This is a genomic window from Sphingobacterium sp. G1-14 (assembly GCF_002196555.1).
Classification (GTDB): domain Bacteria; phylum Bacteroidota; class Bacteroidia; order Sphingobacteriales; family Sphingobacteriaceae; genus Sphingobacterium; species Sphingobacterium siyangense.
On sequence record NZ_CP021381.1, the window covers coordinates 3,734,598 to 3,746,688 of the forward strand.

Genomic DNA, 12,091 nt, shown 5'->3' on the forward strand with positions numbered 1-12,091 from the left:
AACAAAATTGAATTTATGACACCAATAGAAAGACTGACGTCCATTTTGACAGAACAATATATTTCAGAAGATGGTGACGAATATAAAGTAGAACTAAAAGAAGGTTTGACCAACCAGCAGATTGACGAATTAGTCAGACGACTGCCGACAGGACAAATTCCGCCAGAGATAAGAGAATTACTAAAATTTGCAAGCGGTTTTGAATTTTTCGGATTTGAAGAAGTCACATTTGACGGAGTAGGTCAATTTGGATTTGAAGAGTTTTTTCCTAATTCAGTTCAACTTGCGGGAGACGGACTCGGAAATTTTTGGATTTTAGATGTTGACAACAGTGGAAGTTGGGGAAGCGTGTTTTATGTGTGCCACGCCCCAGCTGTAATCGTAAAACACTCGGACAACTTAACTCAGTTTATAGAACACATCGACGATTTTGGAAAAAATGGGAATAAGTCAAACCTTGATATTATTCACGAAAAAGTGGTTATGGATATTTGGAGCAAAGGAGATGGATTTATTGAACTTGAAAATGCAAGACAATCTAAAGACACAACTTTGAAAAACTTTGCACTATCACTTCCTGACAATTTTGTAATTGCAGACTTGAGAAACAAACAAATTCAGAGCGGATTTGCGTGGGGCAAATTCGGGCCGAACATTGACAAAGCAAAACGACACGAAACGGAATTAATTTGGGGAATTGAGAAGCCAATTAAAAAAGGATTTTTATCAAAATTATTTGGACGATAATGATATCTGACAATTTTTAGGCGTAGCCAAAGTCAGATCAAGTAGTGGTGGTTACACTCATGCTACCTGCGGTAAGTCTTGTCTTCTCTTTACCCACCCTACTTATCTATTTTAGTCATCTACGGGCTTAACAAACATAGTAAAATGGGCACAAAATGGTTACAACTAATTTTGGTTTCTACCACAATTCTTGGCATTGGCGCCACAATCTATTTATTTAATACCGTTGGAGTTATGTAACCAATAATCTGCTATTCAATCGCTGCAATTCTCTCTAGTTACTTTCTTGAGTTAGAAAAGGATGATTTGGAAAATTCAATAAACTTTCAAATCCAATAGCTTTTTAGACCATTCTTAAACATGTATTAAGGGTAAATGTTGAAAAATCAAGAATTGGGTATTCCGTCTTGAAATTTCGTTGATATCTCTACGGGAACCGTAATTAATTCAATAGAATGAGGATTTTGCTTTTGGGATGTTTAGTTTTGTTTAATACGCTTTATCGGTCAATAGCATAAGTGAGATTAAATAACAACAAATGAAAATATATCCTTTAAAAGACGGTGATTTCAGTGTAGATAAGAACAAAAATTTCACCTATCTAGAAGATACGGAAAACGATAAAAATTTAAAGATGGCGGTGCAGCCTTTTCTTATTGAAACAGCTGGCAATCTAGTGCTACTAGATGCAGGATTAGGCTGGATGGGAAACGGTATCCCAAAAATTCATAGCAACATGATAAAAGCAGGTTTCCAACCAAAAGATGTCAAGCTAGTTATGCTTTCTCATTTGCACAAAGATCACATTGACGGACTTGTGAATAGAGAGAAAAATGATTGGACGCTTAATTTTCCAAATGCCGAAGTCTATCTGCAAAAGCGTGAATATGATTTTGCGCTCTCAAAAGAAGGGAGTCCTTCTTTTGATTTGGATGTTTTGAAGTTCATTGTTGAGAATGCCAATATTGTCTGGATGGATTCTGATAAAGGAAGTATTACTTCAGAAATTGATTTCGAAGTGACTGGCGGACATACCCCTTATCATCAGGTTTTCTGGATTAAGGAAGATGGAGAAACCGCTTTTTATGGTGCAGACAATCTTCCTCAAATGGGATATCTAAACTATCAAATAGCATTTAAAACTGATTATGATGGCAAAAAAGCAATGGAAAAACGGATCATTTGGAAGCAAAGAGCACAAGAAGAACAATGGAAAATCCTGCTTTACCATGATATTGAAAATGAAATAATTAGACTTGGTAAATAGTTTCCTATTTCAAATCCTCACTCATCAACGTTAATTTTTTAGAAAAGACAATAAAAAAATCATCTGCATCGTTACCTGATATTTAAATCAACAAGTAGTTTTGCATCCCTATTAATTTCCTTTTTTTAGAGAAAAAGATTAATATAGCCCAAAGTGGCTAATAAAGAGTAGTTTACAAGAACCGAAAATGCTATCGGTAACGATTTAGTAATGGTGCTTACTGCACTCGCTTTCATCTGATTACCTTGTAAATCATTACTGCAAATTTAATAAAAAAAGGGTTAAGTCGTAGCATACTTAACCCTTTTTCCGTTTTGAAATATTCGTAAAAAATCCCAGTTGAAAATAAATCTTCCCCAATATGGGGGCAACCTGTGATATTGGTTTCATTAATATTTCCAAGTTTTGGCAAATCAACGAAGATGTAATTCCGAAACAAATAGTGCTAATCTCTAAACGTTCTAAGCTATGGAAATCGTGTTGAACAAAATATTATCGGAAATTCAGCATCAGGAAGACAAGCTGTCTTCTCAAATGATGCAAACTGCGGATGAGGCTTATCAAATGACCTTATTCCTAAAGGAAATGCTGTTTACCATAAAGATGAAAGTCTTACAAACCGGATTTAAGGACGAACAGCAGGAAATCAATTTTTTCAAGAACATCAAACCGCAGATTTTAGGAAAACTTATTTATTACAATAAAGTATTCCGCATTGAAACTACCTGCCCAGTAAGTACCGGGAGAATACACCAAAGTTATTTTGAAAATCAACTGAAAATCCTCAAATCCGAATATAAGGAAAGTATATCCAACGAGGATTTTTACAGGTACTACCGTGCAGGCAGAACAGACCGTGACCACAGTTATTTCAAGCTCGGAAAAGTCAATTACCACGATGGTTTAAAGAGTGCCGTGTTTGAAATTGACCTTAGTTTTTCAACCTATTACGATAACAAAGTTGCCCATATTATAGCCAATGAATTACTTTATACTTTTTTGCTTACCAAAATAAACCCTGAAAAAAATCCCGATACCATTTTAATGAACGGGGATGCGAGCAAAGACATTTCGTGGACTAACTCGCAAAATGCACTTATTGAATTGATTTACGCCCTGTATGCTTCCAAATCTATTGCACACGGTAAAATAGGTATCAGAAAATTAGCATTGATTTTTCAAATCTTATTCCGAACGCCCTTGAACGATATACATCATTCTTTCCACCGAATGAAAACAAGGGCAGGCTCCCGGACGGTATTTTTAGACCAACTCAAAATTTCCCTCGAAGAATATATGGATAAAGACCTTTAGCTGTATCAGCATAGGTGTTTTAAAGCAGTACATTTTGTTTACTGCTTTTTGTTTGCCCATATCTGCCAATTGGCAAATGTTGGCAAAAGACTACCCGCAAAATATCCCAACCCCGCTAAAACCCTTATTAAACAAGGGTTTTTCTCATTGCAAAAAAAATCAAAAAAGTGCCAAACCAATGGGTACGCATTGGCAGACAAACACTGCCACACTTCTGAATTTTGTCCTGTGAATATTAAACAACAGTGCTATGAATATTATAACAGTTGACGAAGAAGTGTGGAAGCACCTCAACGAACGGTTGAAAGCCATTAGCGAATATATCCTCAAACTGGAAGATACAAGCTACGATAGTTTGTGGCTCAACAATCACGAAGTCTGCCAGTATCTCCACATCAGCGAAAAAACATTGTGGCGTATGCGCACCAATGGGCAGATAGCCTTTTCAAAAATGTACGGGCAGTATTACTATACGATTGGTGCTATCAAGGAAATGCTCAACGCTAACGCTGTGCAGACCACCGATGAATATGTAGAGCAGCTTATGGCGAAAGGCAAAAGCTATATCGAAAAAGGCAGAAAGCTGAAATCAGGTAATAATTAAAAGCGTACACGTATGAATATCGACAAAATGGAATTTGTGGCGTGGATGGAACGCATAATGGACAGGCTTGACATTCTCGGCAACCACATAGACGATTTACAAAAGAAGCGCAACAGCATAGACGGCGAGGAACTACTGGATAATCAGGACTTATTGCAAATGCTGAAAATAAGTAACCGTTCCCTGCAACGGTATCGCTCCATAGGCAAGCTCCCATATTATACCATTAGCGGAAAACTGTATTACAAACTGTCCGATGTGCATCAGTTCATCAGGGAAAGTTTTAACCCGCCCTTGCCCAAACTGGATGCCAATAAGTGACAAACACTGCCTTTGAGTGCCACATAACGCAAATCAGTGAAGGCTTCCTTTACATTCGACCGTAAAATTTTAAAATTTTCAGAATATGAGCGAAGAAACAACAAATAAACAGGAAATGCCCGAACAGCTTTCGGACATATTACTCGTACTGGATAAAGAGAAAATGAAAATCCAGGCGGTAAAGAGTATTGACGAAAACGGGAAAATGGAAACCGTGGAACCCACCAAGAAAAACCAAAACCAGTTTATGCGTGTGGACAAAAGCGGCGATTTCTTTTCCAACTTCTTTTCCAATTTTTTCAGCCAGTTAAAGAACCCTACAAACTTTACTTTCTTCAAAGTGCCTACCCCGGTTGCTGCTGAAAAAGCACAGGAACTCCAAAAGCACGTAGATAAGCCCACACCGGAGGGCGAAAAAGTGCTGAAAGAACACGAAGTGAAAGCAGAACCCCAACCCGATAAAAAACAAGAAAATCAAAATAATATGGCAACAGCACAAACAACAACGGAAACAAGCGAATACCGCTACAAGCCGGAGCAGATTGATTGGGACACAATGAAAAACCTCGGATTAAGCAAAGAGTATCTTGAAAAAAGAAACTTGCTTGACCCTTTGTTACGAGGTTACAAAACCAATGAACTTTTACCGATAGGTATTAACCTCGGTGGCTCTATCCTCCGCACAGATGCCCGCCTGTCTTTGCAGCAAGGCGAAGACGGCAATGTTATCGTAGCAATACACGGTATCAAAAAAGAACCTAACCTGCACTTTGAGTTTTTCGGTCACAAGTTTACCGATGAAGACAAGAAAAACCTGCTCGAAACGGGCAATATGGGGCGTGTGGTCAATCTCGTAAATTCCAAAACAGGCGACCTGATGCCGTCCATTATCAGCATTGATAGGCTGACCAATGATGTGATTGCGCTACGCACGGAGTTTATAAAAATCCCCGATGAAATTAAGGGTGTAAAGCTGAATGAGGAACAAAAGCAAACGCTGATGGAGGGCAAACCACTCTATTTAGAGGGTATGATTTCCTCGAAAGGAACGGAGTTTTCGGCAACCGTACAATTCAATGCGGACAAACGATATGTTGAGTTCCTGTTTGACAGGAGCAACAACAATCAGCAAGCGCAAACGAACCAACAGAACACCCAGCAAAGCCAACCCCAGGAAGCTCCAAGAACTTTCAGGGGCAAAGAACTGGATGATGAGCAGTACAACAAGTTCAAAGCCGGACAAACCATATATGTTGAACTGAAAGATAAAAAAGACCAACCGTATAAGGGCTATATCACTTTCGACAAAGATACCGGAAAGACCAATTTTGAGTTTCCCGGTCAGTATAAAGCAAGAGTAGAACCTGCCGAAAGCCATAAAACGCAGACTGCCGTCAATTCGGAGGGCAAAACCAACGAAGCGACCAAGAACGTCCAAGAACCTTTGAAGTCTGGGCAGCAAAGACCGAAAAATGAAAAGCAGCAGGAACAACAGGACAATAAGCCTGCAAAATCCAAAGGCAGAAAAATGTAATGTGATATGAAAACAATTATTGCAGAAAAACCAAGCGTAGCAAGAGAGATAGCCGGCTTGTTGGGCGCATCCGATAAAAAGGACGGCTACCTGACAGGTAACGGCTATTTTGTTACGTGGGCATTCGGTCATTTAATAGGACTGGGAATGCCCGAAGATTATGGCATTTCGGGATTTGATAAAGCATCCCTGCCGATATTGCCCAACCCGTTTTTATTGACCGTCCGCAAGGTCAAAAAAGATAAAGGATACATCGCCGATACTGGCGCATTAAAGCAACTGAAAGTCATTGAGCAACTTTTTAAGCAAAGCAACAGCATCATCGTTGCTACCGATGCAGGTCGTGAGGGCGAACTCATTTTCAGGTACATTTATGAATACCTGAAATGCAACAAGCCCTTTGAACGCCTTTGGATAAGTTCGCTTACCGAAAAGGCAATAAAACAGGGCTTCGACAACCTGAAAGATGGGGCAGCATTTGATGGGCTGTATCAGGCAGCACAAGGCAGAAGCCGTGCCGATTGGCTTGTGGGCATCAATGCTACGCAGGCATTGAGCATTGCCGCAGGCAGTGGAATTTATTCGCTCGGAAGAGTGCAAACGCCTACACTGGCTTTGATATGCAAACGTTACCTCGACAATAAGAATTTCACGGTAAAGAAATACTGGCAGATACAATTAACGCACAATAAAGCGCAGGTTGATTTCAAAAGTATTTCCGCAACCAAATGGGACGAAAAGCAGCTTGCCGATGATACCCTTAAAGCTATTCAGCGTGGCGCAACGGCAACCGTTACCTCGGTAGAAACCAAAAGCGTTACAGAACAACCGCCCTTGCTTTTTGACCTGACAGGCTTACAAAAAGAAGCCAACAAAAGGCTGAAATTATCTGCTGAAGCAACGCTCAATATTGCCCAAAGCCTGTACGAAAAGAAGTTTATCACGTACCCACGTACCGGAAGCAAATATATCCCTGAAGATATGTGGGCAGAAATTCCCAATCTTGTGCGGGCTTTGCAGAACCGTGAAGATTGCAAACAAGCCCTTGCCAAAATTAAATGGGGACGGTTCAACAAACGTATCGTGAATGACCTCCGTGTAACGGACCATCACGGTTTGTTGATTACGGACAAAGTACCGTCCGTACTTAATGCAGACGAAAACAAGATTTACAATATGATTGCGTTTCGATTGCTCGAAGCCATATCACAAGCCTGTGTCAAAGAAATAACCGATGTATCATTACAGGTATTGCATTACGACTTTACGGCAAAAGGCTGTAAAATTCAGGAAGCAGGTTGGCGTTCCATTAAGGGAAGTTTTACCGATGACGGCGAAGAGCCAGTGCAGGAACTACCCGAACTGAATAAAGGTGAGGAACTCAAAATAAAGGAAGCCACCGTTTTGGAAAAGCAGACCAAACCTCCAGTGCTTTATACCGAAGCCGGGCTTTTGTCCGCTATGGAAACCGCAGGGAAAGAAATCGAGAATGAGGAAGAACGTAAAGCCCTCAAAAATATCGGTATCGGTACGCCTGCAACAAGAGCCGCCATTATCGAAACCTTGTTTACCCGTAATTATATCCAACGGGATAAACGTTCCTTAATCCCTACGGAAAAAGGATTGCAGGTGTACGGGCTTGTCAAAGACCGGAAAATTGCAGACGTGGCAATGACCGCCGAATGGGAATTGGCATTGCAGAAAATCGAGAATAACGAAGCGGATGCCGGAACATTCCAAAAGGAAATGGAAACCTATGCCAAATCCATTACTGATGAACTGCTGCAAACATCAATTGCAAGCACCAACCAACCCAAACTGACCTGCCCTAAATGCAAAAATCAGCAACTCATTATCCGTGACAAGATTGTGAAATGCCCTGATGAGGCTTGTAACTGGGTGCAATTCCGCACCGTCTGCGGTGTACAAATTAGTATCGAAAATGTAACAAGCCTTGTAAATAAAGGCAAAACCTCTCTTATCAAAGGAATGACAAGCAAAGCCGGAAAGAAATTCGATGCTTACATCATTCTGAAAGAAAACGCTGAAAGCGCCTTTGAGTTTGAGAAAAACAAAAGCAGTAAACGCAATGGAAAATAAACCGTCAATCGTACCCAAAGAAATCAGAAACCTGATTTATACTATCCGGAGCAAACAGGTAATGTTGGATAGCGACCTCGCTGTTCTATATCAGGTAGAAACAAAGAACCTGAACAAAGCCGTTAAAAGGAATATTGAGCGATTTCCTGTATCATTCTGCTTTCAACTGACCGAAGAGGAAGTTGAAAACTTGAGGTTCCAAATTGGAACCTCAAGTTTAAACTACGGCGGCAGGCGTTATTTGCCCTATGTTTTTACCGAACAAGGCGTTGCAATGGCATCTGCCATACTTCGGTCTGATATAGCCGTTAAAATGAGTGTGGAAATAATGGAAGCCTTTGTAGAAATGCGGCGTATGCTCATTAGCAATGCTTCTTTGTTTCATCGTTTGGATAATATCGAATTAAAGCAACTGGAAGCAGACCAAAAATTTGAAGAGATTTTTAAGGCTTTGGAAAGCGACAAGCTGCACAGCGAAAAAGGCATTTTCTACAACGGGCAGGTATTTGATGCCTACGCCTTTGTTTCCGATATTATCCGAAGTGCCGAAAGCTCTATTATCCTGCTTGATAATTATGTGGATGATACGGTGCTTACTTTGTTGGGTAAGCGTAAGACTAATGTAACCGCTACAATCCTTACCAAAAGCATCAGCAATCAGTTACGGTTAGATTTACAACGCTACAATAGCCAATATCCTCCGATAGACATTGAAGTGTTTTCCGATGCCCACGACCGTTTTTTGATTATTGACCATACAGAACTCTACCACATAGGAGCATCACTCAAAGACCTGGGCAAAAAATGGTTTGCCTTTTCACGAATGGATATTGAAGTCGGCAGGATGCTTCAAATCCTAAATAAGCGATAAAACAAGTCCTCCGAATTTTTGGAGGGCTTGTTTAGTAGTATTTCTTCTTTAGCCATAAACTTGCTCTTACTAATAATATCAGTACTGGAACTTCTACCAATGGTCCAATAACGCCTACAAATGCCTGTGGGGAATGAATACCGAAAACCGCTATTGCTACGGCTATTGCCAATTCAAAATTGTTTCCTGTGGCTGTAAATGCGATTGATGCGTTTTTGTCGTAAGGAACTTTTAGGGATTTATTGAAAAAGAAGCTGACGAAAAACATCAGTACAAAATAGATTACTAACGGTATGGCTACTTTTACCACATCCATTGGCAACTCTAATATTTTATCGCCTTTTAAACTGAACATTAATACGATTGTAAACAGTAAAGCATATAATGTAATGGGCGATATTCTCGGTACAAATTTCCTGTTATACCATTCTATACCTTTTGATTTTACCAATGCGTAACGGCTTATAAAACCTGCTAAGAAAGGAATACCTAAGTATATCAATACGCTTTCTGTAACATCTTTCATTGATACGCTTACATTGAAATTTGCCAATCCTAATTTGCTTGGTAATACATTGATGAACAGCCAAACTAAGAAGCTATAAGAAAGTACCTGAAAGATGCTGTTTAAGGCAACTAACATCGCTGTATATTCTCTGTTTGCCTTAGCTAAATCGCTCCATACGATTACCATTGCGATACATCTTGCCAATCCTATCAATATCAAGCCTGTCATATAATCGGGTTCATTTCGTAAAAACAAAACGGCTAATCCGAACATCAGCAATGTACCGATAACCCAATTGAGCAATAAGGATATACCGATTACTTTTTTATCCTTAAACGCTTGGGGTAATAATGAATAATCAACCTTTGCCAATGGCGGGTACATCATCAGTATTAAACCTATTGCCAATGGAATATTTGTAGTGCCAACGGATAAAGTATTTGTAATTCTTGAAATGCCTGGAAAGAAATGCCCTAAACCTATACCCACTGCCATTGCAAGGAATATCCATAAGGTTAAGTATCTGTCTAAGAATTTTAGTTTTGGTTGCATTGCTTGGCTAATTTGTAAGTTCTTTATATTGGTTTGATGTCAATAAGTTTTCTAATTCGGTAATGTCTTTGATTTCTATTTTTATCAACCAACCCTTTTCAAAAGGTGCTGAATTGATTAATGTTGGTTCTTGTAATAGTTGCTTATTGGTTTCAATGATTTTACCCGATACAGGCATAAATAAATCACTGACCGTTTTAACCGCTTCAACAGAGCCAAATACTTCGTCCTGCTGAAAACTATATCCAACATTGGGTAAGTCTGCATATACGATTTCGCCCAATTCACTTTGTGCAAATTCTGTTATTCCTATTGTACCTATGTTTTCTTGTACGCTTATCCACGTATGTTCTTTTGAATATTTTACATCGTTTGGAAATTCCATTTTTCTGATTTTTTAGATTAATAACCTCTCCTTAAATTTTCTGCGTATTCGTTTGGCAATGGGCTTTCTTCAACTGCTTTTGCTGCTTTTTCAATATCATAATCAAAGCGTATAAATTCTACACTGATACTGTCTTTATCCAATACAGAACTATCTTCATTGATTGTAAGCATTACATAACCACCTCTTACATCGCTGTCTTTTGGTTTACCTACCGAACCTATATTTATGGCGTGTCTGAAATGATTTTGTCCGTTAATACCGGAATTTAAAATACGGTGGTATGGCTTGTGTGTATGCCCAAAACACATAATGTCTGCGTCTGCTTGTTCCATTATCCTAAGCATACTTTTTTCTTCCCTATCCTCAAATAAATATTCATTTATTTTTCTTGGACTTCCGTGTACCAATAGTAAATTGAGCTTATCCTCGTTCAACTGAAATTCTACTTTGATATGTGCCGGAAGTGTACGCAAATAGGCTCTTTCTTCATCTTTCATAATAGAATTTGTAAAGGAAATAGATATGCTGCCGTTGTCCTTTTCGGGTTCGGTTTTGTATGCACATCCGCAATCGTTGCTCATACGTCCAATGCCAAAATCATAATTCCCTGCAATGGTTGGTATTTTTCTTTTACGGATTTCGTTTACTACTTCGTTTGCCCAAATATTATAACCTACCAAATCGCCTAAGCAATAAATACTATCGGGATTTCTTTTTTCTACATCTTCAAAGAATGCTTCTAATGCAGGTAGATTGGCGTGAATGTCGCTGAATAATGCAATTTTCATTTTATTGATTTTTATATGATAGTTTAGTTTAACAACATCCCGAATTAGACGTACAGCAAGCATCTTTTAATTCTGCCAAGTTTACTTTTTGTTTTTCCGCAGGAATGCCGCAGGCATCACTTGCCAGGCAAGCAGTCTGTTTGTTTTTTAGTACAAAATGGTTTCCGTTGAAATCCAAATCGTATTTACCAACTGTTTCGCTTTGGTATTCTACCTCTATCTCGGCATCTTCGATACCCAGTTTTTCTTCAGATAGTTTGATGATATTTAATAATTTGGTTGGCTTTAATCTGTGTTCAAAATCGTTGGCATTCCATAATTGGAAATTGATAACTTTTTCGTTTCTGATAGTTCCACCACAATCAATGAAGTGTTTTGTAATAACGCCTACCTCTGTAACGTGGAAATGTTCCGGTACAAATGTTCCGTTCTCTACTTGAAATTCAACATTATCTAATGCTGGTAAGATTTCTTTGATTTTTGATAGTTTCATTGTTTTTTATTTAATTGTTATATTGCTTTATTGCGATTAATACGTTTAAAAAAATGCTTAACAGCATTTATCAACTCCTACATTATCTACAAAGAACATATTGAGTTCATTTTTTAGTTTCTGCCAAACATTTTCATCAATGCAGTAACATACACTGGTTCCCTCGATGCTTCCTTTGATAATGCCAATGTTTTTCAGTTCTTTCAAATGTTGTGAAATGGTAGCCTGTGCCAATCCTAATTCTTCCACCAAGTCATTACAAATGCAAGCATTTTGCCTAACAATATATTGCAGGATAGCTATACGGGCAGGATGAGCCAGTGCCTTTAAAGAGGTTGCTAAACTGTTTTGCTGTTCTGTAAATATTTCAGTTTTTGTTACGCCCATTTTATCTGTAATTGTGTATCGCAATATTACGATAAATATTTAAACCACAAAAATAGTTTGTGAAAAAACATATATCCAAGCACCAATTCTGTACAAATTATCATTTCAAATTTCTATTGTAAATAGCCAAATCCTGCCTTTCAAAGCCAAACCCTACAACATTATCAGAGGCATTTGCTCCTGCTTATAATTTTAGGATTTAAGTAAAATTCTAAAC

At 38.7% G+C, this 12,091-nt stretch carries 13 protein-coding genes; 8 read left to right on the plus strand and 5 right to left on the minus strand.

The genetic code is table 11. From position 1 onward, the window contains the following. Nucleotides 1–15: 15 nt before the first annotated feature. The 8 genes from CBM24_RS16060 (at nucleotide 16) to CBM24_RS16100 (ending at nucleotide 8,758) form a co-directional block, all read left to right on the plus strand. Nucleotides 16–747: an SMI1/KNR4 family protein gene (locus tag CBM24_RS16060; RefSeq protein ID WP_075993131.1), complete on the plus strand. Its 732-nt coding sequence runs from the start codon at nucleotides 16–18 to the stop codon at nucleotides 745–747. A gap of 538 nt (nucleotides 748–1,285) precedes the next feature. Further along, nucleotides 1,286–2,014, plus strand: a complete 729-nt coding sequence (locus tag CBM24_RS16065) for an MBL fold metallo-hydrolase (RefSeq protein ID WP_075993132.1) — start codon at nucleotides 1,286–1,288, stop codon at nucleotides 2,012–2,014. Between the two features lie 468 nt (nucleotides 2,015–2,482). Beyond that, nucleotides 2,483–3,328, plus strand: a complete 846-nt coding sequence (locus tag CBM24_RS16075) for an RteC domain-containing protein (protein WP_088161936.1) — start codon at nucleotides 2,483–2,485, stop codon at nucleotides 3,326–3,328. A gap of 250 nt (nucleotides 3,329–3,578) precedes the next feature. Next, nucleotides 3,579–3,932 carry a helix-turn-helix domain-containing protein gene (locus CBM24_RS16080; protein WP_024566644.1) on the plus strand — a complete coding sequence of 118 codons (354 nt, stop codon included), beginning with the start codon at nucleotides 3,579–3,581 and terminating at the stop codon, nucleotides 3,930–3,932. Between the two features lie 12 nt (nucleotides 3,933–3,944). Next, nucleotides 3,945–4,253 carry a helix-turn-helix domain-containing protein gene (locus CBM24_RS16085; RefSeq protein WP_002978404.1) on the plus strand — a complete coding sequence of 103 codons (309 nt, stop codon included), beginning with the start codon at nucleotides 3,945–3,947 and terminating at the stop codon, nucleotides 4,251–4,253. Nucleotides 4,254–4,338: 85 nt separating this feature from the next. Next, complete coding sequence (locus CBM24_RS16090) at nucleotides 4,339–5,787, plus strand: DUF3945 domain-containing protein (protein WP_088161937.1); 1,449 nt, start codon at nucleotides 4,339–4,341, stop codon at nucleotides 5,785–5,787. Between the two features lie 6 nt (nucleotides 5,788–5,793). Then, nucleotides 5,794–7,887 carry a type IA DNA topoisomerase gene (locus CBM24_RS16095; protein WP_088161938.1) on the plus strand — a complete coding sequence of 698 codons (2,094 nt, stop codon included), beginning with the start codon at nucleotides 5,794–5,796 and terminating at the stop codon, nucleotides 7,885–7,887. Continuing rightward, on the plus strand, nucleotides 7,877–8,758 hold the full coding sequence (locus CBM24_RS16100) for an ORF6N domain-containing protein (protein ID WP_088161939.1): 882 nt from the start codon (nucleotides 7,877–7,879) through the stop codon (nucleotides 8,756–8,758). Before CBM24_RS16095 ends, CBM24_RS16100 begins: the two co-directional genes overlap by 11 nt. Nucleotides 8,759–8,789: 31 nt before the next feature. Here the strand turns inward: CBM24_RS16100 and arsB are convergent, their stop codons facing one another. Genes arsB through CBM24_RS16125 form a run of 5 tightly spaced genes read right to left on the minus strand, consistent with a single transcriptional unit; the run spans nucleotide 8,790 to nucleotide 11,874 of the window. Beyond that, nucleotides 8,790–9,818, minus strand: a complete 1,029-nt coding sequence (gene arsB / locus CBM24_RS16105; protein WP_088161940.1) for an ACR3 family arsenite efflux transporter — start codon at nucleotides 9,816–9,818, stop codon at nucleotides 8,790–8,792. A gap of 7 nt (nucleotides 9,819–9,825) precedes the next feature. Further along, entirely contained in the window at nucleotides 9,826–10,203 is a 378-nt protein-coding gene (gene gcvH / locus CBM24_RS16110; protein ID WP_088161941.1) for a glycine cleavage system protein GcvH, read from the minus strand. 17 nt (nucleotides 10,204–10,220) lie between these two features. After that, nucleotides 10,221–10,994 (minus strand): metallophosphoesterase family protein, encoded by a 774-nt coding sequence (locus tag CBM24_RS16115; RefSeq protein WP_088163586.1) that lies wholly within the window; start codon nucleotides 10,992–10,994, stop codon nucleotides 10,221–10,223. A gap of 28 nt (nucleotides 10,995–11,022) precedes the next feature. Beyond that, complete coding sequence (locus CBM24_RS16120) at nucleotides 11,023–11,487, minus strand: DUF6428 family protein (protein WP_088161942.1); 465 nt, start codon at nucleotides 11,485–11,487, stop codon at nucleotides 11,023–11,025. A 57-nt stretch (nucleotides 11,488–11,544) separates the two neighbouring features. Further along, nucleotides 11,545–11,874, minus strand: a complete 330-nt coding sequence (locus tag CBM24_RS16125) for an ArsR/SmtB family transcription factor (protein WP_088161943.1) — start codon at nucleotides 11,872–11,874, stop codon at nucleotides 11,545–11,547. Nucleotides 11,875–12,091 lie beyond the last annotated feature (217 nt).